Here is a 26,469-nt window from a genome sequence, read left to right as displayed (position 1 = left end):
CCCATCACCCCTCCCACCGCAATGGATTGGCAATGCTTCCTTGACCTGACGGCATACTTCCGCCGCCGGTGCCCTTCCGGCGCAACAGGGGAGCGATAATCTCCTTGACCGGCCAATGTTCGGCTTCCAACAACACCTCAGCCATCTCCGTCATCACCCCGGCCGGCGCGGCCTGTTTGATAGCCCGCTCCAATTCCTGCCGGATCATGAGCCACCCTTCATCCTCAGACAGCCATCCGCACGCGGCGAATGCCTGCAGGATCGACGCCAGATTTACTTGGATGCCTAACGTCTGCAAATAGGATAAAAAGTCGGCCGCTGTACCCAGGATCAGCGTGTTTCGCGTGTTGGGTTTCACCGTGTATGGAACAGGCGGCAGGCCGGCGCGCTCCATCCATTCGGGATAGACGCGTACCGTATCATGATCCCGCAACAACAGTTGCTTAAGCTGTCCCTGTTCAAACAGGAACACGACATTTTGTCCGTGCATCTCCGGCAAGATGCCCACCTTGGCAAACCACACTGCGCGCCCGATAAACGCTTGACAAATGTCACGGAACAAGGCTCGTCCGTCCGTCTCCTGCCGTTGGCGCAATAAATGCTCGATCAGAGGAGCCTCTCTCCGCTTCGTAAATACCGCAAGTGCAGACATCGGACAAACCACATCCGCTTCCAGCATCGTTTGCGGATATCGCCGCACCAAACAGCCGAGATGACCCGGCTTGTCAGCAAACGGATCTTCACCGGGGGCGGTGTATGCCACCCAGCTTTCCTCATCGCAGACAGCGATGGAAGGAGTCGCTTGCGCCTCGCCCGCGCAAAGCCGCTCCACCATTTTCTGCCCTTTCACCCCGTTTTCCAAATAGCGCGGCGGCATGATCCGAATGGCACCCAACGCATACACACCTAACGGCACTTTGACGTGCACAGTCGGATTGTGTAGCGGAATCAAGCTGCGCACCGAAGAACTCGGCGTAAACTGCCCCAGTCCGGACGCCACTGGAATGATAACCTGCTCCGCCAGCTCCTGTTCAAACACGCGAGGAAGCACATGCTTCATCTGCCAAGGGTGAACAGGCATCAGACAATAATCCGTGGGTGACAAGCCTTTCGCTTGGAGGGAACGAAGCAAACGCTCTTGATCCTCACCGGACAACAGCTCAGTGTAAAGCGGGGATTTTCCTCTATCCCCCCAGCGCACCCGATCGTTGCGAACAGCGACCCAGTCCAATCCGAACACCTGACCAAACTCCGACCCATACAGGGAATAATCGTCTTTGTCCCACCCGTTTTTCACTCGGGAAGTAGGGTGGAAAGGGCGATCCCGCAAAGAAGCGTAACGTTCAGACTCCCGCAAGCTCACGACACCCCTCGTGATCTCCAGTGCCGTCGAAGCTTGTGAAGAAAGGATGGTCTGCTCAACTGCCAATTTCAACTCGTCACAAAATCCAGCCAGATTGGGGAAGGGACCAGCCTCCGCCTCCTCGGCCAACAACCGCACGTATTCATCCATTTCTAGCGGGCGAAACCTGGTTTCCCCTTCTTCCGCCCCCGCCAACAGAATCGGGGGACGGCTGAAACGGTAAGATTGAAAACGGCTGTCTGGAATTACGCGAAAATGCAAGGTTCGGCCATCCCGAAGCGGAAACGCAAGCAAACTCTCCGCTTCAGCTAAAGTCATACCCGTCTGAGCCAGTAATTCCTGTGGATCGCGAAGTAGCATGCTTCGACTCCTCATCCCCATGAAATCCTCATAGATCAGGGCATTTACCAAGTCGGTAAACACTTGTTCCTCGGCATCGGCTTTTTGTGTAGCATGGGGGTTATCTGAAAGCTTCATTGCCTCTACGTCCTTTCCCGTCCAATCATGTTGTCGTTTCGTTTGCTCTCCTAAAAACATCCCCGGTCGCGTTCAAATCCACTCGTCAACCGGGGAAACGGCGAGAAATCTCTCTTTGATGAGCGTCTAGTAAAGGCTCAATTTGGTACCGATCTGCTTTTTGACTGCCTCACGATAAATTTGTTCCGCGCAGGCGATATCCTCAATGGCCATCCCCATCGGATTGAGCAGGATGATCTCATCGTCGCGCTCCCGTCCGGGTTTTCTCCCCACCACGATTTCACCCAATTCTGCATGCAACTGCTCACGCGAGAAGCGCCCTTCCAACACGAGCTGATTGATCACTTTTTTCTCGCGATTGCTTTGCTCCCAATCGTCCACAACCACTTTGTCCGCTTGCAAATATACTTCTTTATGCACATCCATGATGGAGACGTTGCTGATAAACGCCCCTTTTTGAATCCAAGCGTACGGAATATAAGGCTTGTCCGCCACAGTACAAGTAATTACTACTTCCCCTTGCTTAACCGCCGCTTCTACCGTGTCGCAACATTCGACTTCCACTTCCGGGGCTTTCTGCCGAATCGCCTTGGACAATTTCACCGCGGCCTCTGGGAATACATCATAAAGATGGATGGTTTTGATTTGGGGGAACTGTTCGATCATCGAGAACAATTGCATTTTTGCGATAACACCGCATCCAATGCTCGTCACATGGGTAAAGCCTGGCTTGGCCAAATGTTTGGAAGCGACCACTGTCACAGCCGCCGTTCTCATCCCGCTGATCAGGCTTCCTTCCATCACAGCGACGGGGTAGTTGGTTTCGGGATCATTGAGAATCACCAACGCACTGGCCCGTTCCATGCCCCGTTTTTTGGGGTTGTCGTGCTTGCTTCCGACCCACTTCAACCCTGAAATGCCCGGATTTCCGATGTGCGCCGGCATAGCGATGATGCGGTCGGCGATATGCCCATCCGCGCCCTGCGAGCGAAGATATGGCTTTAGCGGTTGCACAAAGTTCTTTTCCGCATGCAGGGTGAGCGCCCGTTCAATCGCCGCTACATACAGATTGGAATGATCTCCGCCCAGCTCCACAATGTCTCGCTTGGACAGATACAGCAGTTCAGGTTGTTGCGTTTGTGTCATGTTGAAACACCTCTTATGTTTATGATTGGTTTAAGTAGTTGGCAAACGGTCTACCCAGTCCTCGTCATACACCATGTCCAGATACCGGTCTCCCCGGTCGGGCAAAATTGTACAGATGCGAAATGGTTTGGGTACAGTGGGAATCAACTTCTTGATCGCGGCGATTACCGAACCAGAAGATCCCCCTGCAAAAATCCCTTCATGGTACAACAAGTCCCGGCACCCCTCGACCGACTCCCGGTCATTGACATGGATCACATCGTCAATTTCTTCCCTGACCAGGATCTCGGGAACACGACTGGAGCCGATACCCGGTAACTCGCGGCGCTTGGGTGGTGTACCGAAGATGACAGAACCAACTGCGTCCACGGCGATCACTTTGACATCGGGATACGTTTCTCTCAGCCGTCTAGCGCACCCCAAGATGCTGCCGCTCGTACTCACCGCCGCAATCAGGCAGTCCGGCGCTTGAGGCAGCTGTTTTGCCATCTCGCTCCCCGTTCCATAATAATGAGCCTGCCAATTCCGCTCATTGGCATACTGATTCATCCATACTGCATTCGGAATACTATGTAACAACTCTTGCACGCGACGAATTCGCGTCTTGAGATAACCGCCCTGATCATCAGCTTCTGTCACCATCTCGATCTTGGCGCCCAACTGACTTAAGATTTTGAGATTGCTTGGCGCCGTTTTGGGATCGACGACACAAGTAAATGGCAAACCGTACACGCGAGCCACCATCGCGATTGCCACACCCAGATTGCCGGAACTACTTTCGATGATGTGCGAATCGGCGGTGATGGTGCCGTCGCGCAACCCTTGTTCAATCATGAAGCGGGCGGGACGGTCTTTCATACTACCTCCCGGGTTCATGTATTCCAGTTTGGCAAATACCTCCACACCGGTTCCCGCAAACAACCGCCGCAAACTAACCAACGGCGTATTCCCCACGCACTCGATGATTGACGAAGGGAGAGCCTTGTTCTCATCCTGTTTATGGATGGAGACGGGCATGTGTCTCACCCTTTCTGAGATGATAATGATTTTCAATAACAATACTAAATGATAATCATTATCAGGTCAATCCATTTCGTAAGAATTAATTGCATTATTTTATATTCCTGGCAACAACCCGCTTGGCGCCGCTTTCTAAAATGCTTCTTTCAACAAATTCCTGATAAAAGGCGACCTATAGAGATTAGGTCGCCTGAAAGATTCAGCATTTCATCTTATTCATGTGCCTTATTTCGATTAGGTTGATATTTTGCTTGATAATCACTGTATTTAACGTCGGTCATCATTCCTGCCGCGGCGTGATGAAGATCATGGCAGTGGAACATCCAGTGTCCGGGATTGTTGGCTGTAAAGCCAATTTCATAGGTTTCACCCGGTTTCACAACGAGGGTATCTTTTTTGATGTTCTCAGAAACAGACTTACCGTTTTTAGTCAGTACTTGGAATGTATGACCATGGAGATGCATCGGGTGATCCGATTTGCCCTCGTTAATCAGCTTAATCTTGACTTTTTCTCCGGATTTTACTGGAATCTGATCTGTATTGGGCCAAGTCTTGCCATTAATCGTGTAAACTTGCTCCCCATTTTCCATTTTGGTATTTAAGCGAAGTATATAAGAAGATTGGAAATCCCCCGATTGATAGGTTGAGTCCTTGTTATAATTTACCATATCCCATGTTGGTAACTGAGACTGGTCGGATTTGAATACGGCTTTGTTGTCTCCTTCCACTTGTACCGGAATCAAAAGTGTTTTTGCCCCGGCAGTTCCGTCATGAAGATCAATGGCAAAACTGTTCTCTCCTGCAATAAAGCTGATGTCATACCTTTCCGAAGCCCCGATGGCAATGATTCGATTTTTAATAACAGCCGGATTTTTTATATTATTTCCGTCACTGGCAATCACCTGGAACTCTTGATCTTGAAGATGGATTTTGTGAGTTTGAAAGCCGGCATTAATAAAGCGGATGCGTACGCGTTCTCCTTTTTTCACTATGATTGGTTTAACAGATGAACCGGTTTTACCGTTTACCGTGTACACGTTATACATTTTATTCATCATTTCATCGCGATCCATATTGGAATGATCCATATTGGAGTGATCCATATTTGCTGAACCCTCCATGTTCATTTCTCTACCGGTCTCTTTATCTATCATCCACTCATCCAAGGTAAGAACATATTCACGGTCATATTTGGGGGTCTCTTGTTTTGGCAAAACAATGAACGCTCCGTAAAGGCCACGATCCATCTGATTTGAACTGTCAAAGTGGGAATGATAAAAATAGGTTCCGGGAACGGTAGCAACAAAGTCGTACGTAAAGCTTTTTCCAGGTGCCACCGGATCTTGAGTAATATCAGGAACGCCGTCCATTGCATTTGGAACCGGGTAGCCATGCCAGTGGATCGAAACGGGCTCTCTCATCTCGTTTTTTAGCTTAATTTGTACCCGATCCCCTTGTTTAACCTGAATGGTCTTGCCGGGAACTGTTCCATCGTAAGCCAAAGCATTTACCTCAATATCAGAGTCAAGCAACCATTTTGTCTCTTTAGCTACAACGGTAAATTGTTTTAAAGTACGGCCTTGTTGATCCTTAGAGACTTTAGCAGTTGCAAACTGTCCACCTTCTTTATTTTCGGTGGTTACTTTAGTTTTCGAGTTGTATATAAACACCGAGACGATAATACCCGCAACAAGTAGAGCTGCGATGCTCAATAAAGTCCATTTGTTAATTATTTTTTTCATTATGTTTCACCTACCCTCATCATATCTAACAATTATCATAAAGACCGGTTATGTAGATGTGATGAAGATAGGAGACGATGAAATAATATTATTATTCAATTATTACTACAAAACATCTTCATAAGGGTAGGAGCATCTGGCAAAGTCGGTGCCGCCAATCCAATTAAATGGAACCAACATCAACAGATGCTCCGTCCAATTTGACGATGATTGGCAAATGGCCTGTATCTGATCGACCCATGTAAAAGCCGATCAGAAAACAGTCAAACCCAAGATTACGAAGAGGATTCCCCTCCTTTCTCTTCTTGAGCGATCGACAAAAGAAACGTCATCCGATCTTAAAGGGAGCAACATTTCATATGAACTAACAAAAGTAAAAGAACCGTCGCAATGACCGTTCTTTTACTTTTGTTTTCTTCGATTGTTCCCAGGCACCAGTATCCCGACTAGCTGGCTCCTTCAGCTGATCGGCACCAAGTGCCATGTCAACGGCTCTGTCGACAAATGAACCCACTTTCTGTGCGAATGGGGTGGTTGGAGCCAATTCCAATAGCCCAAGCAACCTGAAATGACGTACAGATTGTCCCCTTTCTGCTCAAAGTGCCAAACCGTTGACTCCCGTTCCTTGTCAAGAACCAACCAACGCTTCAGCCCCCTGACCCAAGTCACCGACTCTTCCTTATCCAACATTAGCGCTTGGATGCGATATCTGGTATCATCAAACCGATGAAGCCTGATCGGCGTCCCACCCAATGGATCAGACGCGTAATTCAGCAACACCGCTTGCTCCCAGCCAGACATTCTTTCAAAAGTCAACGGCCTTTGGCCATTGTTTCCAGGGACCAATTTATACGTTTTGCTTGTATCAATCCCATTCGACGACCCATTCATTTGTTTGTTCTCCACTAATTGCAATGAAATTGGTCAACTCACCTCAAATTCCGTTAATACAGATAAATTCTTCATCATCCCAATATATCATCCATCTTTTTCCATTAATTTGTTACCAATTTATTTCATTTCTGACTTGTGACACGATCTGGACTAGGGCTTACATTGAAAATAGGATTGGACACCCGTGATAAACGCTTTCATATCAGCCGGGCACATGTCGATCTTTAATCATAAAAGTCTGCGTAGCAAACAAATTTACATTTCAAATAAAAATATAAGTTTGAATTCCAGCAATATACCATTTGCAATGTCATGTCTATAGCAACGAAATATTCCTTTCTCCTTTTATTCATCCCGACGTTAGGTGTATAATATTTACAAATAGTATGATAAAATTTGAAAGGAGGAAGGGATATGCCAATTCGAGCCAAACATCGGAAACGATATAAACTCGTCCCGTGTGCGCTGGCCCCCGATGGGCAAGTCATCTCGCCCGAAGAAGCAGTACGTGGTAACCTGCATCGGTGCCCTGAATGCAATAACGCATTGAGCCTGCGCTTAAGCAAATTGCAAAACCCCTATTTCGCGCACACGACCAAAGCCAAGTGCAAACTGGAGCATTCGTCAGTCGTCCTGGCCAAACATGTTCTCCATTGGGTGTTGACCCGTTGGATAAAGGGAAACGGTGATCCGGTAGAAGTGCAACCCTTCTGCGAAAAACGTTACGAACTCCCACGGGAAGAGATTCATCAAATCAAACTGAATCACAGTATTCGCATCTACCCCAAACGGACGCTCCACTCCCACCTGTCTCTGCTTGATCGGCACGGTTATCCCATCTTGCACATCGAAATCCGGGATAAGCCCCGAATCCGGCACATCAAACATCCCTCTTGGCTGGAAGTCTCCGCCGAAGAAGTCTTATCTAATCCCTACCTACTTTCATCACTCAACCCACATATGAACTTTTCAACATCCATGCCAACCCAATTGAATTTATTTGATTTCGCTCCGCCCTATCCTTCCTTGCCTAACCACCATTAAACACGACTTTGCCTTTCTATTAGAGGAGTGCCATTTTTCATCGGCTCACTATCTTGATCGATTCTGGTGAAAAAACCAACGAGTGATTTCACAAATCATCAGCAAATGGAACATCCTTTTCCCAATGAGCATTCGTTGCCGCGCACATAACACGGCTAGGAGGGCTTGCTTGGAAGAAATCAGCAAACGAACCAATGCATCACTAGGGTGTGTCTGATGAATAGGTCAGCGGATCCATAACCATTTTCTCATTCGCTTCACACGTGACGAGGCGCTCATCGAGAAAAGGTTTTTCCGCCACTTCTTCCTCATCAACTTAATTTGCCAGACACGCCCCAGACAAAAAGAAAATACATGCAAAACCATCGATGAAAAAACATGGCTTCATACCATAACGAATGGGGAGATTCTTATGAATAGAAAAATGAAATCATTTGCAATCACAACAGCGGCAACCATCCTTTTCTCAACTGGCATGTGCCATACCAATGTTGCCTTTGCTTTCGCAAGCAATACAAGTATCGAACGGCAAACGCAAACCCTTAATCAAGTAGACATAAGTGCTTATTATGAATCAGTCTGGATTGCAGATGGCAAGTTCCTCCGTTTTACTGGCAATCCAAACAGCCGGATTGACGGCACGCTTTATTTGATTGACAACCCTGACCTCCCACAACAGCCAGGCGGCAAATATATCGCTGTTCAGTTTTATGACAAAACCGGCAAGCTGGCGTACGAATCCAGACATGATGTGACCGACATCCCCGACATCGGGAAAAAGCGGTATGTCCACTATTACGAAAAAGTAAAAGGCAGCTACAAAGTGAAGGTTGTCGCACACAACTTGGGTTTTGACGGTGTGCTAGCCCATTAACTCTGCTACACTAAACAGCAAAACTAATAAACCCTTAAAAGCATTCACGCCGTTGCTTTTAAGGGTTTTATCATGCCCACGGCTACTACGAATAAACTTATTTCTGCTAACGCTTTTCGACGATCTGCACCCATTTCACATAAAAAAACTGGTATGGACAAAGCCTGCTATTATGCGCTCTGGTTGCACTGCGATAAAGGATGGGGGATACATGCAATCACTTGGAAGGAAGACTCTGCACCATTGTGTGCCTAGCAAATCAAGTTGGTGAGAAGAAGCGGTGGAAAAAACCTTTTCTCGATGAGCACCGATGCACAAGGGAAGCGAATGAGAAAATGGTTAAGGAACCGCTGGCCTATATATCAGACACGCCCTAATCGAAGAACTCAGCCAAATCGGTGTTCTGAAGGCAGTGGTTTTGGTCGGCCTGAAAACCGACATCGGCAATTGGAACTGTGAGTCGCGTAAACCCATTTTGAGCCGTAGCATCCTCTCGGTCAGCATAGGGATGATGAAATCAACACTCCGGCGCGGATCATTTATCTCCAGCGACAAGACGGATGCCAAGGGTTTTCACGGCAGAAGCGGCGGTGATCACGATGTTCGCGGCGACAGGATGGATGCCAGGGGTTTTCACGACAAAAGCGACGGCGGTCACGACGATCACGGCGGCAGGATGGATGCCAAGGGTTTTCACGACAGAAGCGACGGCGGTCACGACGATCGCGACGGCAGGACGGATGCCAAGGATTTTGGCGGCAAAACCAGCTTTGATATTGATCAATATTGGCTTCCTCTTCCAACATCGCTTCTAACTCTTCCCATTCACCCATCATTTCGTCATTCAGCATATCCGGATAGAAATCCAACAAATCCATATGTTATCCCTCACTTTTGGCATTGTGTAATTGTCATGAAAAAATATATGTGGCACTTTCCTATTCCGCTCTGGGTGAATCAACCATTTACTCTATATTCAGGCCGATGCCCCACCGGACCCACATGTTCCGGAAAGATTCACAGACCTCTTCTGGTTCGCCCACATCCATTGCATATGATGAGATTGGAACACGTTCATGATCAAAGGAAGTGGCAACCCAACATGGAATATGAAACACTCTATGAAACTTACAAACCCTTGCTGATCTCAGTCGCTTACCGGATGGTAGGCACGCTCGCAGACGCCGAAGATTTGGTTCATGATGTGTTTGTGAACATCCAGCGCAACGATATCGGACTGATCCGCCATCCGCAAGCTTATCTCATCAAGTTGGTCACCAACCGTTGTTTGAACTTCTTAACATCCGCACGCCATAAAAGGGAGACCTATGTAGGGCCATGGTTACCTGAACCCCTGCAAAGCTCCGGCGACCACGCAGACCCAGTGACGGAAGTGATCCAGCAGGAAACCATGGCCTACGGCTTGCTGGTGATGATGGAACAGCTCTCCCCCGGGGAACGGGCTGTGTTCGTGTTACGGGAAGCGCTTGGTTACACTCATGCCGAAATCGCCCGTGTCTTGGGCAAATCAGAAGCCAATTGCCGCAAAATATACAGTCGTGCTAAAACCAAATTGCAAACGTCCTCCGACCTCCCCTCTTATAAATCGGCTCAGGCCGAGGCACTGGCGCAAGCATTTCAGCAAGCGGTTCATACCGGAAAGTTTGACCGCTTTATCGACTTGTTGACCGAACATGCCGTCTTGTTGTCTGATGGTGGCGGAAAAGTTCGTGCCGCCATTCAACCGATCATCGGCCGCGAACGCATCCGCGCCTTCTTGGAAGGCATCACAAGAAAAGGAGCCTTCAATGGCACTTTGTACCAAGTGACCTTGAATGGGCAACCCGGGCTGTTGTTGATAAAGAACGGACAACAAGCTGTCAGCATGGCTATCAGCTTCTCCCCGCATGAGAACGGGACGCAAGCAACGCACATCTTTTTCGTCAACAATCCCGATAAATTGCAGCACCTCAGCCATCCTGCAATATCGTCCCGGGAATAAATAAAAAAATTATGGCGCCGCAATGTCACATTTCCCCATTGTCCGTTGTCCATTACTATGCAGTACCCAATCTATGGACAAACGGAGGAGATACGATGAAAACGAGAATGAATTACCGCCAAGCCAATCCCGGTGCATTGGCAACGATGTTTCAGCTGGAAAAGTTTATCAATAGCTCAGGGCTCGATAAAACATTGATAGAACTCATCAAGCTTCGCGTTTCGCAACTAAACGGCTGCGCGTACTGTGTAGCCATGCATACCAAAGACTTGCGCAAATTGGGGGTGGAGGAAGAGCGCATTGACCTGCTCCCCGTATGGCGTGAGGCCCCTGTGTACACTGAAGCAGAACGGGCGGCTCTGGCCTTGGCAGAAGCGGTCACGCACATCTCCGAGGCTGGCGTGCCTGATGATTTGTATGAACAAGTTCGAGCTCACTACGACGAGACACAGTTCGTAACACTCATCATGGTGATTAACACCATCAACAGCTGGAATCGCATCGCCATCTCTACCGGCATGTTCCCCGGATGTGATCGGGATTGGTAAAAAAAGAGCGGGATGGGGTAACACACCCTATCCCGCTTTCTTCTGCACACTGCCTCGATTCCATGTCACGGCAGATCTGCTTGACCGTTTGATACTTAGACATATGATGTATGACCTCACTCTCTCCTCTCGTCCCGGACACGGTTGAGCTACTTCTTGCGAACCAACCAGAGCACGATCTTCAAACGTTACTAAATCCTCTTATTGCGCTAAGGGTTATTCGTCGCCGCCCTCCACCCGGTACCAACTTTTTATCTCCTTCGTCACATCCATGTCCGCCAACGCCAGCAAAACCTGCCGCAAATCATGTTTGGTAATCTCATGCGTCACCAACACAATTTCCGCTTCTTCACTTTCTGGAAGCGGCTGTTGGATCACTTGGCCGAGAGAGATGTTATTGTCAGCAAATAACTGGGTGATACGAGCCAGCACCCCGCGCTGATCCGTCACCACCATGCGCATAAAGTATTTGGACAACTTTTCCGTTTCTTCTTTCATCCGTTTTTCTTTGTATGGGGCAACCATCCCCTGCCCATTCACATGTAGCTTCATATTTTTAACCACCATCACTAAATCTGATACGACCGAAGTAGCCGTGGGCAATTCGCCCGCACCTGGTCCGTAAAACATCGTTTCGCCTACTGCTTCGCCATACACATACACGGCATTAAACACCCCATTGACAGAAGCCAGGGGATGGGAGTGATGAACCATCGTCGGCTCGACACTCACTTCGATCTTGTCATCGTCACGCTGAGCGAGTCCCATCAGCTTAATTTCATAGCCCAGCTTTTTTCCAAATGCGATATCGTCTTGGGTCACTCCGCGGATCCCTTTCACATCCACTTCTTCCAGCGTCACCGGTACCCGGAATCCCAATGTGGACAGAATGGTCATTTTACGCGCAGCATCAATCCCGTCAACATCGGAAGAGGGGTCGGCCTCCGCGAATCCCAGAGCCTGTGCCTCTTTCAGCACCGTCTCATAGGAGGCCCCATCTTGGCTCATCTTGCTCAAAATGTAGTTGGTAGTGCCATTGACAATCCCCATGATTTTGGTGATGCGGTCAGAGGAGAAACTCTCTTCCAGCGCCCGCAGAATCGGCACGCCTCCAGCCACACTGGCTTCATAAAAAACGTCACTCCCCCGCTCTTTGGCCAAAGTTAAAATCTCCGCTCCATAAAGCGCCATCAGATCTTTATTAGCCGTGACGACATGTTTCCCTTGCTCCAACGCTGCACAGATGTATTCTTTGGCCGGATGGATGCCCCCCATCACCTCAATCACCACATCAATGGCGGGATCTTGCAAAATCTCTTCCGCCCGATCGGTAACAAGATGCTCCATGCCGGGAACGCTCCGCGGCTTGTCCCGATCGCGGACGAGGATCTTATGGATGTTCACACCCATTCCCGTTTGTTTGACCAAGTCTTCCTGATGGGCTGAAATAATCCGCACCACGCCTGTTCCCACTGTTCCAAACCCCAACAAGCCGACATTGACTGATGTCCGTTGCATCTTGAACCTCCTCTGTCAAAGTGGAAGAATAATAAACTACGCAAACCGAATGTCTCTATACAATGGACAAATGTTTACTGGATGCGAATAGTATAACGAAGTCGAGTGCCTATGACAATACCTAAAAATCAAATTGTTTTGTAAATGTTTCATAAAGCCCACGGATCTAGGCTAGTTCTTTGCATGCGTGGTACCTTAGCCCATTGCAAAAACCCACCCTTTCACTCAGGAAAAGGCGGGTTTTTGTGATCGGCGCCCCTGATAAGTAATTCTTTGCACCTTGTCCATTCAACGGCGGGTGAAGCTGATTGAATGCGCACGGCTTCATGACTCCTATATTGTCGAAGACGATTAAGACAGCGAATTTTGTTTTGAAGGAACTCCGGTGCCTTCTTTGCAAGGCATGGCCCCGGAACGAGTAATCTATGTCGGCGCATTTAGCAAAATCCTGTCCCCTGCAATCCGGATCGGATATCTGATCCTGCCGCCACCACTTGTATCCCCGTTCCGCAAGCACAAATGATATTTGGATCGTTACTCGCCTTTGATGGATCAAAAAGGGCATTTGGACCGCCACATACGCAACATGAAAAAGGTGTATCACAAAAAGCGCAATCATTTGATCAAAGCACTTACCCGCCACTTCCCCCAAGTCAACATCTTGGGGAGCAAAGCGGGGATGCATCTGGTGGCGGAGTTCCCCGGCTTGGCGTTCACCGACGAGTTGCTCGCTGACATTCACCAAGCAGGGGTGTTTGTGGAATCCGTGGAACATTACGCCTTACAAAAAGGCCGGCACCAGCATCAAATCGTGTTGGGATTCGGTGGGCTGTCAGAGGAGGAGATCGACAAGGGGATTGCAGTGATCAAAAAAGCGGTGGATCACAAGAGATAGAACCATGCCCGACGATTCTGGGGCTTGTACGGACAAGCGCAAAAAGGGGAGGCCAATGACCTCCCCCTCTTTCTATGGGTATGCGTATACAACTTCTAGGAAGGCACTGAAACCGAGCCGTGTTCACTCCCTATTCAGTCACGAAGCTTAGCAGAGAGGACATTCATCTCCGGTGATGACAGATTAGTGATTTGCACCTCATGAATGCCTGTTTTCACTCCTTCCAAATAACACTCTCCCGTGGTTTGGAAGTTGTAGTTGTCTCCCAAACAAGAATCCACTACTTGGCCTCGGCGGTTTAACAGCTTAATCTCAAAGGAACCTTGCCAGGGATCTTCCCCATCCCGCCCGGAAGCGATTTGCGTGATCTCGAGTACTTTGGTTCCTTTTGGCAAAAACACTTTTCCGGAATGGATCGACTCGCCCGGATGCAATACGCCTGCACCGGACCAGTACACATGGCCGGATACGGCCGCTCCGGCTATGGACGGAAATGAAAACCCAGACAAGAGCATCGCCGTAACCAATGCGTAAGTGAACCCTTTCCCTTTTTTCAACATGAAAACCATTCCTTTCAACGAAAATAGTCCTTCTAATTAATTGTATATTAAAACAAAAGAGTTTATCCATAATTATTAATTATTTCATATTTGTAAATAAACGGAATGGAATTAATATATTCCCCATTAGGCCGTTTGCAATCCTCCCCATACGGCTAGCGCCAACAGCGCCTGCGCCAAAAAATACAGCGCCATCAGCACCAGTTCCGCCCATGGGAACGGACGCACAAACCGATTCCACGCCAATACCGCATCCGACAAGTAAAAAGCGACAGCACCGGTGATGAGGAGAGGGGAACCGGTCTGCACCGCCATCGCCAACATCCAAGTGATCACGGCGATGTAGCATCCAACCGCCACCAACAGGAGGGTTCCTCCCTCCCGGACGACGCCCGCCCGCAACACCAACATATACCCTACTCCTACGCACACCAATGCGGCCAACAACCCTCTCGGCAGTGGCGCATCTCCCAACGTGGAAAACGCGGCCACATAACAAAGATGCGCCAAGAAGAACGCACCCAATCCCTCCAAAAAACGCTCCTTCGGCAACATCAGGCAAATATCCCCGATCAAGGAGCAGCATAAGCCGATCAGGATTAGCCAACCCGCCCGATCTCCCCCATCCAAACCAGCCACCGCCATGGCGATGATCAGCCCCATCGTACCGGGCTTGAGCACATATTTCCCCGTCTGGTACCCCTTGGCCAACACCGTCAGATACGCCAAGCTGGACAGCATGATAACCCCTAACCAACTGTATGGCATCACCTTTTCCTCCTCTTCTTTTTCACCGTAAGCCAAATAAAGTGCACACAACATCACTCAAAAACACCCCGTGCGGCCCAACCCCGCCCGCGAACCCTTAAAAAATCGGCCCATGTTTTCCACGCGAACCAAGTCCGGTCTGGCATCGGGAGTGACTCCGGCCGATCCAACCATTTTTCACATGTACCCTGTCGGTGTGGGGAAACCAAAAAAAACTCAAAATGGGGATGTGTCTGGTTGTAATAATCCAGCTGTTCCAAACACTGGTGCAGGGGCATGCGGGCGCTCCGGTAACGCAAATAGTGAACCGGCACCACCTGCAGATCAATCCAAGCCACAATTTCCAGCACCCCCAATGAAACCCGAGTCGCTTGAAGCTCTTCAGGATGCCGGTCCGGTGAGCAAGTGAGAACCTGTCCATCTGCAGTAACCAGCTTCAGCGCCGCAACCTGGCTGATAAATTCCCCGGGCTTATTCCTGTTCCATGCGTCCCTGTGCTGATTGCACCTTCCTTTGCCGCGCATGGTGTTCCAGATCACGGACGGTATCGCTTCGCCCCACTTCCTTTTCGCTTTTAAACGTTCCTAACAGCAAATCAAACGCCGGGCTGGTAACCCCGTACCAGTAATGCTCATTTTTGAAGTGATGGCGCAAGTGGAGTTTTTTCATCCACCGCCCCCAAGGAGTGAGCGGCGTGATAGGGCGATGAGCAACATAGTGACACCATTCATAATAAAGCAGAAAACCGATCACGCCTGTCACATAAGACACCGTCCACGACAGACTGGATGTGATCGAATAGACCACCCCCGCGGCCATCGCGATCAACGGCAAGCTGTACCAAGCAGGTAGAAACAACAAATCCAGCTTATGAGGATCCGCATGATGGTCATAATGAAGCCGTTTGAGCCATTTCAACAATACTGGATGTTTGGGGGGCGGCAGATGGAAAAGAAAGCGGTGAATAAAATATTCGCTCGCCGCATAAGTGAGCATCCCGATTCCCAATGGCCCCCACCCTTTAACCGAAGTCAATTGCGGCGCTGTCACGATCAAGCCGCTCACAAAGAGCACACCCATCAGCAAAATATCCGGAAACAGCCAAAACTCTTTCACTGTCTTCACATTCATCGTCTCTCCCCCGCCATGGCGTTTTGCCATTCCTCTAAGCTTTGAGCCATCATTGCGCGTACCAGCTGTTCCACAGACGTCGCCTCTTGCGCCAAGGCCGCCTCCAGCAGATCGTGATAATAACGCCGCGATGCCTCCCGGCGCGCTGGCTCGGCAAAATAAAGGCGAGCCATCTTTAGGTACACCTGCTCGAAGCTGTTCAATATCAGCACATAAATGGGATTGGGCGACAGACTGGCCAGACTCTTCTGCAAATGCCAATCAAATGCCGCAAACGCATCCGCATGATCTTCCAACAGCTCCAATGTGGACAGAAGCGCAACTACTTTGGGGCGCTGATTCGCCACTGCATCCCTGACATATGCCGGAGTCAGGGAGATTCGCAATTCCAGCAAGTGGGTGATGACTTTACCCGTTATTTTCTCACTATTGCGTACAATGTTGACAAGCGTGTTGAGTGTTCCGTGTTGCCAGAAATCCTTTACAATAGCGGGTTGCCCTTTACGCACCTCCAACCAACCATCCCGCTCCAAGCGCTGAATCACTTCCCTGACGATGGGTCGTCCCACACCAAGGCGATTCGCCAGTTCCCGTTCCGACGGCAAGGGGCTGCCAGCCGGGTATTCCGCCTCCAAAATCGCTTTGATCAGCTGCCTCTCCACCCGGTCCGACGAACGGTAGGGTCTTACCAGTTCCTGCACGCTCCCGCCTCCCATCATGGTCTTACCAGCATACACTTGCGGTATTACTATTATTTTATTTAATATTCTAATTATTGTCTATGTAAATAACAGAATATTTGTATCTCCTTTTTTCATTAACCATTATGGTAAACTATCCCTGTGCAACTGAAAAATGGAGAACCAGAACTCCTTTAAGATATATGTAGAAAATTGTTCACAAACGGGTAAATAAATGATGAAGAAACAAAAAGCGAACACGGGAGCGGCTTCACCCTTTCATCGGGCTGGCAAGCAAGCGACAAGGCCCGGACGTGCCGCTTCTCCGCACATGCGAAAGGCGTTGCTTTAAGCCTTCTACGATACGAAACAGAGAATGGGGGAGTAACTATGGTCTTATATCGTCCGCTTGCCAGTTTGGGAATTGGTGCCGCAACGGTTGACACGCAATTGGCGGATAGCCAAGCCAGCGCCGGAGGAGAAGTAAAAGGGAAAATCGTGATCAAAGGGGGCAATGTTCCCCAACAAATCGATCATATCTATCTCTATCTTGTCATTCAGTATCTAAAAAACGACAAAAAAACATCCCATACCTTGGAAAAGTACCAACTCGCTCAACCGTTTGTCATCGAACCAAACGAGAAAAGAGAAATTCCATTCCAAATCAGACTGCCACTGTCGACCCCGCTGTCGACAGGAAGCTATCCCATCTACTTGAAAACGGGACTGGATATCAAACACGCCATCGATCCTAGCGACACAGATAAAATTGAAGTGTTTCCCCACCCGCTGGTTCAGAAGTTGCTAAAGCAAATCGAAGATGCCCAATTTATTCTTTATCGCATCTATAATGAATATGACCCAACCCTTAAAGCGCAACCCTTCGCTCAAATATACGAATTCCGACCAATCGGCAAATACCACGGTTATTTGGATGCGCTGAAGGTAAACTTTCATATGAATGAAACGCACTTGGTCATGAATATTGAACTCATTCGTTCGACGCAGTCGTACATGACCACTATGGAATGGCAGTATCAAGGCACCAACCAGGCCGTTTACGTGGACAATCATCAAACGTTGACAGACCCCATGGACAAGGTGCAACAAATACTGACCCAACGCCTTGACAATCAACCAATGAGAGGACTATTACCATGAACTTGTTACTATTGGGCGCTACCGGGCGAGTAGGTGGGCATGTGCTTCGCCTCGCCTTGCAAGACGGACATCATGTCACCGCCCTCGTACGCAATCCGGATCGCATCCCTTGCTCACACCCAAACCTGACCCTCCTGCATGGGAATGCACGGCGTCCGGAAGACATTAGCCGAGCCGTCGCTGGGGCAGAGGTGGTCATCAGCGCCCTTGGCACAGACGGGACAACCACCCTGACCGACAGCGTGCGCGCGCTCGTGCCAGCCATGGAACAGGAGCACATCAACCGGATTATCACAGTGGGAACGGCCGGCATTCTGCAAAGCCGAGTCGACCCCGCCCTGTTGCGTTACCAATCATCCGAATCCAGGCGCCGCATCACCTCCGCCGCCGAGGAACACCACCGCGCCTATCAACTTCTTTCCCAAACAGCGTTGGCATGGACGATCGTGTGTCCAACTGCTTTGAAAGAAGAGCCATCGCCGGCACCTGTTCGGGTGCAACGCGATTATTTGCCTGAAAACGGAACCTGGATTTCCTTTGCTGACACAGGGGCCTTCGTCTATCGTCAAATCAACGATCTCACCTACGTCCAAGCCCGCGTAGGCATCGCTTACTAGCAGACCGCTCCAAAACCATCGACAACTTGCCAAGCACGCATCAACCCGCCTCAGGTACCTGCATACCCAGAGGCGCGTTTTATTATGCCTGCTCCATCCACCCTCCATTTGAAAAAGATTATCCCCTGCGCTGCATGCACAGAAGGATGTTCCCCGTCTCAGTGTTTAGCTTCGTCTGTAATCCCAGCATCAATGGGCAATCGGCGTAGATAAACCGAAACGGTTCACCAAGACTCTTAGAAGCGCCACAAGCCGGCAACCGAACATGAAAAAGCGGAAGTGTCAGGGTCATGACAGCTTCCGCTTTTTCATATTCTTTCCCTATGCTTTATACCGATCCACATCGCTATCTTCGTTGCCCCGGTGCGGTTTCCACGGTTTGATTTGCGCCAGAAAGCTTCGTGTATGGCTTTTGTGCTCTAAATACTGAGCCAAGGTGATAAAATGCGTATTATTTGTGCGCAAAAATTCATTCAGCAAGGCTTGATGGACCAAACGCATCGCCTCTTCATCAAAATAGATTTTATTCGCTTGTAGCCCATGCTTGAGAAAGTATTCGTTCACGTACATTTGCTGCAAACTCATCTCTCTCACCAAAGAATCCATAAAAGTGGTTCGCGGGTTATAATCTAACGCGTTCATATTCTTTCCTCCCTATCTATTACATTTGTTCCAGTTCTTTCTTTTGCTTGTCGGTTCCTTTCTCTGGTTTTGACAAGTTTTGACGAAACATCGTCAATTAGCGCGTAAAGGGCTCTTACGGTTATCTGAATATTTTTACTTTTTATCGAGACGTGTTGATTCTGGTATTCCGGGTATAAAAAAAGGGTCCGTTTTAAGTCATCACTTACGATGAGACTTGAAGCGAAGACAAACCACATTTTTAACAAAATGAGGAGATAGCACATGTTTAACAAACGATTTGCCTTTATTCTCGCACTCATGGTACCATTCTCTATTTTTGCAAGCGGATGTGGTGTGCTGACAGGGAAGAAAAACGAAGAAGCAGCTGATAAACCGCTCACGGCGACGGAAGTGCTCACCAAGTCGCTACAACAATTGCGCAAAGAGAAAGGGCACAGTATTCGTGTTAAGTACGAGTCGACCGCTGTGCGCACTGAAACAAATGAAGAAAATCCATTGGTCAATGTCAGCAAAAAGTCGGTATCGAGTTATGAGGGCACCCAAGATTTCACCACCACCCCTTTGACCGCTTACCGTAAAGGTCAATTGGTAAACCAGACGGACAACGGTTTAAATGTGACCGGAACTGATGAGGGGTATTATGCCGAAGGCATCAGCTATTCTCGGATGAGCGATGGATGGAAGAAACACCACAAAATATCAGCCAAGTTTTATCAAAAGCCGGATGACACCCTGCAACTGATTCTGGACGGAGCAGGCAAGGACGGCAAGGGCTTGAAAATGACCAAAGAGTCCGGTACATATGTGATAACCGTCGACCAAACTGCCGGCGAACCATTCCAAAAAGAGTTTTACACTGCGGCTGTTTTCTCTACCACGGGCATCATCGACATGAGCAAAGTGAAAACCAAATCGTTTGAGTTTAAAATCTGGATCGATGAAAAAAGCTTCAATTATATCAAAAGCACTCTGAAAATCAAATATGACGCCGACTTGAGCACCAGCGACAAAACCAATCAGCATCTGGTCGACGACCAATACGAGTTCATCTATAACGGTCCGTTTACGCAAACCATCCAAGTGCCTGACGAAGTGAAAGAAAAAGCTATTGACATGTAAGGAGTCGCCAGGCCTCTCGTGCGTCACAAAACAAAAACGGCACCTGTCCACAAAGACAGGGCCGTTTTTTTATCATTTCCTCATATTAAGATGGGTTAATTCGTGTCCGTTTCACTGCACGGCTTTCGACCATCACTGCCAAGGCCAGCCCGATGGCAGCGCCAACCAAAGCCGGGGCCGTCCACCCCAATCCTTCCTCATAAAGAGGCAACAGGCTGAGCCATCCTGCCAGGCGGCCGCTGAAAAAATCCGCCTTTACACAAGCGTCAACAACACTGACCACTCCGGCACACACCATCGCTCCCACGTACACCATCCGGCGGCCATGAATCCAACGGTCAATTAAAGCCAGCATGATGAGCGTGATCGCCATCGGATAAACAGCAGACAGAATCGGTACGGAAACCGCCAAAATCCCATCCAACCCCAAGTTGGCAAACAGCATGCTGACACTGGAGAGAATCGCTACCCATCCCTTGTATGAGATGCGAGGCGTCAACGAACTAAAATACTGACTGCAAGAGGTGATCAAGCCGACGGATGTAGACAAGCAAGCCAGCGTAAACACGAGGCCCAACAATACAATCCCTGGTGTGCCAAACAGATACAAGACCACTTGCGTCAACGTATCAGCTCCATTGGACGCTCCAGCTGCCAAGCTGGAACCCGAGGCTCCCAGATACCCCAACAACACATAGATGCCTGCCAGCAAAACTCCCGCAAATATGCCAGCATAAATCGTATAGGTGATGAGCGCTTTTTCACCCTTAACTCCCTTCTGCTTCAAAGCCATCACGATGACCATGCCAAAATTTAGAGCCGCAATCGTATCCATCGTCATATACCCTTCTAAAAACCCTTTGAAAAATGGGCCCGTTACATATCCGCCTACCGGTGGGCCAAACGAACCCAGCGGATTGACCAGACTGCACACGAAGATCACACCCAATAGCAACAATAAGAGCGGAGTGAGAAACTTCCCAAGCCTGTCGCTCAATTTGGCCGGGGATAAACACAGCCAAAACGCAACAGAAAAATACACCAATGAATACATAAACAAGGCCATCCCGCTTTCTGGCCACGCCGAGGGCAGGTAGGGAGAAACCCCCATTTCAAAGGCTAACCCTCCGTTACGCGGAATCCCCAACAACGGCCCGATTGACAGATAAACCAGCAAAGTGAAGACCAAAGCGAAGACAGGGTGAACACGTTTGGCCAAGGACTGCAACCCGCCCGACTTGGCTACTGCCACGACACCCAATATCGGCAAACCCACCGCCGACACAATGAATCCTCCCAAAGCTGGCCATAATTGCGTTCCTGCCGTTTGCCCCAGAAACGGAGGAAAGATCAGGTTGCCGGCGCCAAAAAACAAAGAGAAAACCATTAAGCTTACCCATAAGCATTCTTTTTTCGTCAATCGCTCCATCATGTAACCTCCTCAATCCATTTTGCATTTCCCTACTAAACATATTGGTTTACACTGTTTTACTATCGAGACAGAGCGCCCACTGCTGTCATTCATCGCATAAACCAACCGGGCCATAAAAAATTCTCCCGCCCCAACGATCGTTCATGCCGATCGCTGGGGCGGGAGAATCGCGGTACCACCCAGCTTTCCCATCCCCCTCACGGGAAACGGGCTCTGTGAGTCCATGGTCGGACTCCGGTCTGATAACGGGACCCACCGTCACCCGCTACTGCACATCAGCCTGTTCACGGATGAAGCTCCAAGGTGATCTTCAACGATCGGTCGCCACCGCCCTTCCAGCCTTGGGGCGGCTCTCTGTCGACTCCCTTGATCGTCTACTCTCCTTGTCATCGCTAATCTATCAAATGAACTTTTTACCATCATAAAAAAATTCTCACGCCCCAACGATCGAACGCTTGTCAATCGCTGGGGCGTGAGAACGCGCGGTACCACCCAGTTTCCCCGTCTTCCTCACGGAAAGCGGGCTCTGTAAGTCCATGGTCGGACTCCGGTCTGATAACGGGACCCTCCGTCACCCGCTACTGCATATCAGCCTGTTCACGGGTGAAGCTCCAAGGTGATCTTCAACGATCGGTCATCACCGCCCTTCCAGCCTTGGGGCAGCTCTCTGTCGACTCCCTTGATCGCCTACTCTCCTTGTCATCGCCAGCATTAGATGAATCATCCGGGATTTGTTATACGAATTATAATTCCATTCTTTTTTATAGTCAATATATTTTTCAAAATAAAAATGTGACAAGAAAAACCATCTCCAAATGAGATGGTCCAGCGGCAGAAAAACGTTTTCTCGAGGAGCACCGATGCACCAGTAAAACGAATATGGGCCGCACTCCCTAGTCATGATTGGTTTTCCTCTTCCTCAATGGGATGAAGATTGTACGCTTCCTGAATACCAGCCGTGACATGGGTATCAGGATCATGATCGGCGGGATAATCGGCCAATTCCCCATCCGTCCATTCTGCTTGAGCCTGCAAATCTTTTTCCTTATTCATCCAATCCCTCTTTTCTCACTGAAATGATGTTGCCCATCGCTATCAAACCCTTTCTTAGCTTTTTAATCCAGCGCACAAAATATGCAAGGGCCTCGTGAGTGTGTCCAATTAGTCTTCAGGTGTGGAACACAGCCATCTTTCGTGAGATGATAGAGAGAGACAGGCAGATTTTCCGCCGATAGCAGGAGGGAGAAAAACCATTGAAGCAACCATACTTAATTGTGATCGACTTAGATGGAACCACGTTGAAAAATGACAAAACCGTTTCCGTCAAAACGAAACAAACACTGCGCCGCGCCGCCGAAGAGGGACACAAAGTTTGCATCGCCACAGGCCGGCCACATCATCTTAGCAAAGCGTATTATGAAGAGTTGGGGCTCGACACTCCCTTGGTCAATTTCAACGGGGCATATGTACACCATCCGCACGATCCCAACTTCGGCCCTTATCATACAACGTTGCCTTTGTCCACTGTCAAAGAAGTGATTGCCACCTGTGAACGTTTCAACGTACGCCATATCATGGTTGAATTGTTAGACAACGTATACATCCGCGAGAAAGACATCATCAAAGACCATTCATTTTTCATTGCCGATCGTCCCCTCCATCAAGGCGATTTAAGCCAATTGTTGACGGAAGATTGCACTTCAATCCTAATTCAACCGCAAGAATCCAACATGAACGACTTGTTCCACCAATTGCAAAACGCACACGCCGAAGTGATTGAACAGCGCAGTTGGGGAGCACCTTGGCATGTGATCGAAATCATCCGGCACGGCGTCAACAAATGGGTCGGTATAGAACGGATCGCCGCCTATTACGGCATTCCTCGTGACCGCATCATTGCATTCGGCGACGGAGACAATGATCTGGAAATGATTCAGCATGCAGGCCAAGGTGTCGCCATGGGAAATGCCATCGACGCCTTGAAAGAAGTGGCCTACGCCGTCACATCGAGTAATGAAGAAGACGGGATCGCCCAGTACTTAGAAAAAGTGTTGTGGTAGTGACACTTCCCTTTGTCAAACATGATCGATGAACACCTCGCTTCACAGACAAAAAGCTCGGCTCTTCAGCCGGGCTTTTTGTTGCTTGCACCAAAAGCCATCCATACCACGAATCCCTCTGCCCACTTGTGACATAAGGTGTGAATGTGAACAACATTCTCATACGGAGGTGATCCAGTGTTCAGTTACGCCACCCACTTGTCATGCTCCAAGTGCGGAGGCACAAGCGAAATCAACCAGATCATGCAACAATGTCGTTGTGGAGCTCCGCTACTCGTCCAATATGATTTGACGAAGTTGCGCAACAGATTAAGGCCGGACGACTTGCGCAATCGGGTATACAGTTTGTGGCGATACCATGAGTTGTTGCCTGTACAGGATCACACACACATCGTTTCGTCTGGCGAAGGGATGACACCATTGCTCCCCTTGCCCCGACTTGCCGATGATATGGGCATTTTTCGTTTGCTCATGAAAGATGAGGGCATCAGCCCTGGCGGCACTTTCAAAGTGCGAGGTGCAGCGGTTGGCGTATCCCGAGCCAAAGAACTGGGCGTCAAAGAGTTGGCCATGCCGACAAACGGCAATGCCGGAGCGGCTTGGGCTCTTTATGCGGCCAAAGCCGGCATTCAGTGCCATATCGTGATGCCACTGGACGCGCCCCACACCGCAAAGGTCGAATGCGCCATCGCCGGTGCCCATCTGACCTTGATTAACGGACTCATCAGCGATGCAGGCAACACGATCGCCCAAAGCATTAAGGAACATGGGTGGTATGACGCTTCCACGCTCAAAGAACCTTATCGTATCGAAGGCAAAAAAACGATGGGCTTCGAAATTGCGGAACAACTGGAATGGCAACTTCCGGACGTGATTTTGTATCCGACCGGCGGCGGCGTGGGATTGATCGGCATCTACAAAGCCTTGCTGGAATTGCGTGAATTGGGATGGATAGGAGATCGTCTCCCGCGCTTGGTCGCCGTGCAAGCAGAAGGATGCGCACCCATTGTCAAAGCATGGTCTGAACAGAAGCAGACCTCCTCTTATTGGAGCGGTGCCTCCACTGTCGCGTTTGGGATCAACGTCCCCAAAGCGCTTGGCGACTTCTTGGTGCTGGCAGCGATTTATCAAACTGCGGGATGCGCATTGGCAGTGGAAGATGATACCATCCTGCAAGAACAAAAGCGGATCGCCCGACTGGAAGGCGCCTACGTGTGCCCTGAAGGAGCGGCCGCATTTGCAGCAGCGCGACGATTGCGCGACAGCGGTTGGATTGGCGCCAATGAGACAGTCGTTGTGCTCAACACCGGGGCTGGCATCAAATATCCGGACAGCGTCAAACTCAACTTGCCAATATTGCAACCCGGCCAATTTCTCCCTTCCTCGCACCTCACCGACAACAAGGATTAACTGAGCCTTCGAAAACAGTATCAAACCAAATCATAGAGAAGCATGGTTTTAAAAACAGAATGACATGATTACAAATTCAGGCTAAGCGGGCAAATGGAACATTTTATGACAGAAGTAATCGCTGCCCGCTAGCGGCGATTCAAAAGGAGGATGTATGAGATATTGCATTATCCAATTTTTCTGCATAACAATCTCCACAATCTTGTTTAGAGCGCGTCTGAAGAATAGATAAGCGACTCCAAAACCTTTTTCCCATTCGCTTCACGCGTGACGAGGCGCTCATTGGGAAAAAGTTTTTCCGCCGCTTCCACTCACCAATTTGTTGCGCTAGCCATGCCCCTTTCAACATATCTTGATTTCTATACAAAAGGCAGGCTGTTATCTGCCGGCAAAAGAGGAAGCCAGTTTTTATTGTAAAACTTTGAACTCATATCCGCATAGTTTGTCGTTGCTGGAAGTCTAGATTTACGCATAGAGTGGATGTTCATAAATGATAGATAAAAAATATCTTTAGTGATTTGTTCGATAGATCTTGAACCGACATATTTCTCCACCTTGATAGGATCCGCCATACCGACAGATGTAGAAGGATTAGTACTGCACAGATATGCGTAATTATCCTTCATATATACTAGTCCTTCTGAGGTCATCCATTCTTCATTATTGGTATTAGGATTTATACCCCTGAAAGCCATTCTTCGATTTGTATTTTTTATGATCGAGACATAATCGAATTCAATACCGTGCTGCTGTAGGATTGATCTAATAGCATCGACTTCTTTCTGAAGTGGTTTTCCATCACGATGAAACGTGATATGCTTCAAAGGTTTATCAGGATAGTGTTTAGTATAAGCAACAATAGCTTGGTTAATGATCTGTGATAGTGTTTCTCTACTAATGATTTCACCCGACTCTTTTCCTTCATATGGCTTTGAGTTTAAAAATCTCCCATCACACCCCGCTTCGGTTGTCACCAGCAATTTCATGATGAATATGGTTCAATCAATACACCTTTTCAATTTTTAAATTGGTATGTTGATCAATTGCTTGCTGATAAGGCGATCAATGAGACTCAACTAATAGCCGTGATCGAACGCTGTCATCTTGCATGCAAAGCTTACGAATCACTCTGTCTACAGGATGAGTCCATGAAAGAAGCGGCATTAGCGAAGGAGATGTCCCTTATTGGCAATTGATCAACATATCAACGAAAAGTTACAAGAAACGTGTGATGAGGCGCTCGCCGGAAAAAGGCCGGCGCTTTCACTCACCCACTTATTGCACCAGTCGTACTTAAGCTAGTAGTCCTCTCCCCTCACCGTGCTGTCCCCCGGCGACAAAGCCAATGGTGTCCATCCAAAGC

General features: G+C 48.9%; 26 protein-coding genes and 2 other annotated features. Of the genes, 10 read left to right on the top strand and 16 right to left on the bottom strand.

What is annotated here, in order from left to right:
- Positions 1-4 precede the first annotated feature (4 nt).
- The 5 genes from NYR52_RS04130 to NYR52_RS04110 all read right to left on the bottom strand — a co-directional run bounded on the left by NYR52_RS04130 (position 5) and on the right by NYR52_RS04110 (position 6,639).
- Complete coding sequence (locus NYR52_RS04130; RefSeq protein ID WP_259436360.1) at positions 5-1,840, bottom strand: IucA/IucC family protein; 1,836 nt, start codon at positions 1,838-1,840, stop codon at positions 5-7.
- 126 nt (positions 1,841-1,966) lie between these two features.
- Positions 1,967-2,986, bottom strand: coding sequence for a 2,3-diaminopropionate biosynthesis protein SbnB (gene sbnB / locus NYR52_RS04125; protein ID WP_259436359.1), 1,020 nt, complete (start codon positions 2,984-2,986; stop codon positions 1,967-1,969).
- A 30-nt stretch (positions 2,987-3,016) separates the two neighbouring features.
- Entirely contained in the window at positions 3,017-4,003 is a 987-nt protein-coding gene (gene sbnA / locus NYR52_RS04120) for a 2,3-diaminopropionate biosynthesis protein SbnA (protein WP_132219781.1), read from the bottom strand.
- 215 nt (positions 4,004-4,218) lie between these two features.
- A complete protein-coding gene (locus NYR52_RS04115; RefSeq protein ID WP_259436358.1) occupies positions 4,219-5,748 on the bottom strand; it encodes a multicopper oxidase family protein in 1,530 nt (509 codons plus the stop codon).
- 459 nt (positions 5,749-6,207) lie between these two features.
- Positions 6,208-6,639, bottom strand: coding sequence for a hypothetical protein (locus NYR52_RS04110; protein ID WP_259436357.1), 432 nt, complete (start codon positions 6,637-6,639; stop codon positions 6,208-6,210).
- Positions 6,640-7,056: 417 nt separating this feature from the next.
- On the opposite strand from NYR52_RS04110, the gene NYR52_RS04105 reads away from it, so the two are divergent.
- Both NYR52_RS04105 and NYR52_RS04100 read left to right on the top strand, forming a co-directional pair.
- Complete coding sequence (locus NYR52_RS04105) at positions 7,057-7,686, top strand: competence protein CoiA family protein (RefSeq protein ID WP_132219778.1); 630 nt, start codon at positions 7,057-7,059, stop codon at positions 7,684-7,686.
- A gap of 412 nt (positions 7,687-8,098) precedes the next feature.
- A complete protein-coding gene (locus NYR52_RS04100; RefSeq protein WP_132219777.1) occupies positions 8,099-8,560 on the top strand; it encodes a hypothetical protein in 462 nt (153 codons plus the stop codon).
- A 535-nt stretch (positions 8,561-9,095) separates the two neighbouring features.
- Here NYR52_RS04100 and NYR52_RS04095 read toward each other — a convergent pair.
- The gene (locus NYR52_RS04095; RefSeq protein WP_259436356.1) at positions 9,096-9,344 is read right to left on the bottom strand and encodes a hypothetical protein; all 249 of its coding nucleotides are present in this window, start codon (positions 9,342-9,344) and stop codon (positions 9,096-9,098) included.
- 318 nt (positions 9,345-9,662) lie between these two features.
- Here NYR52_RS04095 and sigJ point away from each other — a divergent pair, with 318 nt between their 5' ends.
- Positions 9,663-10,562 (top strand): RNA polymerase sigma factor SigJ, encoded by a 900-nt coding sequence (gene sigJ / locus NYR52_RS04090; RefSeq protein WP_259436355.1) that lies wholly within the window; start codon positions 9,663-9,665, stop codon positions 10,560-10,562.
- A 95-nt stretch (positions 10,563-10,657) separates the two neighbouring features.
- Positions 10,658-11,110 carry a carboxymuconolactone decarboxylase family protein gene (locus tag NYR52_RS04085; protein ID WP_132219774.1) on the top strand — a complete coding sequence of 151 codons (453 nt, stop codon included), beginning with the start codon at positions 10,658-10,660 and terminating at the stop codon, positions 11,108-11,110.
- Between the two features lie 216 nt (positions 11,111-11,326).
- Here NYR52_RS04085 and NYR52_RS04080 read toward each other — a convergent pair whose 3' ends face one another.
- The gene (locus NYR52_RS04080; RefSeq protein WP_132219773.1) at positions 11,327-12,628 is read right to left on the bottom strand and encodes a homoserine dehydrogenase; all 1,302 of its coding nucleotides are present in this window, start codon (positions 12,626-12,628) and stop codon (positions 11,327-11,329) included.
- A gap of 544 nt (positions 12,629-13,172) precedes the next feature.
- Here NYR52_RS04080 and NYR52_RS04075 point away from each other — a divergent pair.
- Complete coding sequence (locus NYR52_RS04075; protein ID WP_132219772.1) at positions 13,173-13,523, top strand: aminotransferase-like domain-containing protein; 351 nt, start codon at positions 13,173-13,175, stop codon at positions 13,521-13,523.
- Positions 13,524-13,657: 134 nt separating this feature from the next.
- On the opposite strand, the gene NYR52_RS04070 is transcribed toward NYR52_RS04075, so the two are convergent.
- The 5 genes from NYR52_RS04070 to fadR all read right to left on the bottom strand — a co-directional run bounded on the left by NYR52_RS04070 (position 13,658) and on the right by fadR (position 16,683).
- Positions 13,658-14,083: a hypothetical protein gene (locus NYR52_RS04070; RefSeq protein ID WP_259436354.1), complete on the bottom strand. Its 426-nt coding sequence runs from the start codon at positions 14,081-14,083 to the stop codon at positions 13,658-13,660.
- A gap of 126 nt (positions 14,084-14,209) precedes the next feature.
- Positions 14,210-14,905: a lysoplasmalogenase gene (locus tag NYR52_RS04065; protein ID WP_259436724.1), complete on the bottom strand. Its 696-nt coding sequence runs from the start codon at positions 14,903-14,905 to the stop codon at positions 14,210-14,212.
- Complete coding sequence (locus NYR52_RS04060) at positions 14,905-15,189, bottom strand: hypothetical protein (protein ID WP_132219769.1); 285 nt, start codon at positions 15,187-15,189, stop codon at positions 14,905-14,907. The genes NYR52_RS04065 and NYR52_RS04060 overlap by 1 nt, the downstream gene beginning before the upstream one ends.
- A 133-nt stretch (positions 15,190-15,322) precedes the next feature.
- The gene (locus NYR52_RS04055; RefSeq protein WP_132219768.1) at positions 15,323-15,982 is read right to left on the bottom strand and encodes a sterol desaturase family protein; all 660 of its coding nucleotides are present in this window, start codon (positions 15,980-15,982) and stop codon (positions 15,323-15,325) included.
- Complete coding sequence (gene fadR, locus NYR52_RS04050; RefSeq protein WP_375163174.1) at positions 15,979-16,683, bottom strand: fatty acid metabolism transcriptional regulator FadR; 705 nt, start codon at positions 16,681-16,683, stop codon at positions 15,979-15,981. Before fadR ends, NYR52_RS04055 begins: the two co-directional genes overlap by 4 nt.
- A 369-nt stretch (positions 16,684-17,052) precedes the next feature.
- Between fadR and NYR52_RS04045 the strand changes: the two genes are divergently transcribed.
- Together NYR52_RS04045 and NYR52_RS04040 are read left to right on the top strand one after the other, a co-directional pair.
- A complete protein-coding gene (locus NYR52_RS04045) occupies positions 17,053-17,823 on the top strand; it encodes a sporulation protein (protein ID WP_132219767.1) in 771 nt (256 codons plus the stop codon).
- The gene (locus tag NYR52_RS04040) at positions 17,820-18,440 is read left to right on the top strand and encodes an NAD(P)-dependent oxidoreductase (protein ID WP_132219766.1); all 621 of its coding nucleotides are present in this window, start codon (positions 17,820-17,822) and stop codon (positions 18,438-18,440) included. The genes NYR52_RS04045 and NYR52_RS04040 overlap by 4 nt, the downstream gene beginning before the upstream one ends.
- Positions 18,441-18,761: 321 nt before the next feature.
- Here NYR52_RS04040 and NYR52_RS04035 read toward each other — a convergent pair whose 3' ends face one another.
- A complete protein-coding gene (locus NYR52_RS04035; RefSeq protein ID WP_132219765.1) occupies positions 18,762-19,082 on the bottom strand; it encodes a hypothetical protein in 321 nt (106 codons plus the stop codon).
- Positions 19,083-19,346: 264 nt separating this feature from the next.
- Between NYR52_RS04035 and NYR52_RS04030 the strand changes: the two genes are divergently transcribed.
- Positions 19,347-20,204 (top strand): DUF6612 family protein, encoded by an 858-nt coding sequence (locus NYR52_RS04030; RefSeq protein WP_132219764.1) that lies wholly within the window; start codon positions 19,347-19,349, stop codon positions 20,202-20,204.
- A gap of 85 nt (positions 20,205-20,289) precedes the next feature.
- Here NYR52_RS04030 and brnQ read toward each other — a convergent pair whose 3' ends face one another.
- Positions 20,290-21,636, bottom strand: coding sequence for a branched-chain amino acid transport system II carrier protein (gene brnQ / locus NYR52_RS04025; RefSeq protein WP_259436353.1), 1,347 nt, complete (start codon positions 21,634-21,636; stop codon positions 20,290-20,292).
- A 151-nt stretch (positions 21,637-21,787) separates the two neighbouring features.
- Positions 21,788-22,035 (bottom strand) — a binding site (T-box leader).
- Between the two features lie 64 nt (positions 22,036-22,099).
- Positions 22,100-22,348 (bottom strand) — a binding site (T-box leader).
- 185 nt (positions 22,349-22,533) lie between these two features.
- Positions 22,534-22,689 (bottom strand): hypothetical protein, encoded by a 156-nt coding sequence (locus NYR52_RS04020; protein WP_158283181.1) that lies wholly within the window; start codon positions 22,687-22,689, stop codon positions 22,534-22,536.
- Positions 22,690-22,889: 200 nt separating this feature from the next.
- Here NYR52_RS04020 and NYR52_RS04015 point away from each other — a divergent pair, with 200 nt between their 5' ends.
- Positions 22,890-23,696: a Cof-type HAD-IIB family hydrolase gene (locus NYR52_RS04015; RefSeq protein ID WP_259436352.1), complete on the top strand. Its 807-nt coding sequence runs from the start codon at positions 22,890-22,892 to the stop codon at positions 23,694-23,696.
- A gap of 177 nt (positions 23,697-23,873) precedes the next feature.
- Positions 23,874-25,106 (top strand): threonine synthase, encoded by a 1,233-nt coding sequence (locus NYR52_RS04010; RefSeq protein WP_259436351.1) that lies wholly within the window; start codon positions 23,874-23,876, stop codon positions 25,104-25,106.
- A 359-nt stretch (positions 25,107-25,465) separates the two neighbouring features.
- Here NYR52_RS04010 and NYR52_RS04005 read toward each other — a convergent pair whose 3' ends face one another.
- Positions 25,466-26,092, bottom strand: a complete 627-nt coding sequence (locus NYR52_RS04005; RefSeq protein WP_259436350.1) for a Piwi domain-containing protein — start codon at positions 26,090-26,092, stop codon at positions 25,466-25,468.
- Positions 26,093-26,469: the final 377 nt, after the last annotated feature.

It is taken from the genome of Laceyella sacchari (genome assembly GCF_024927925.1).
GTDB classification, from domain to species: Bacteria; Bacillota; Bacilli; order Thermoactinomycetales; family Thermoactinomycetaceae; genus Laceyella; species Laceyella sacchari.
Note: the sequence above shows the minus strand (reverse complement) of the source record. Positions and strands in the feature narration are given on the sequence as shown.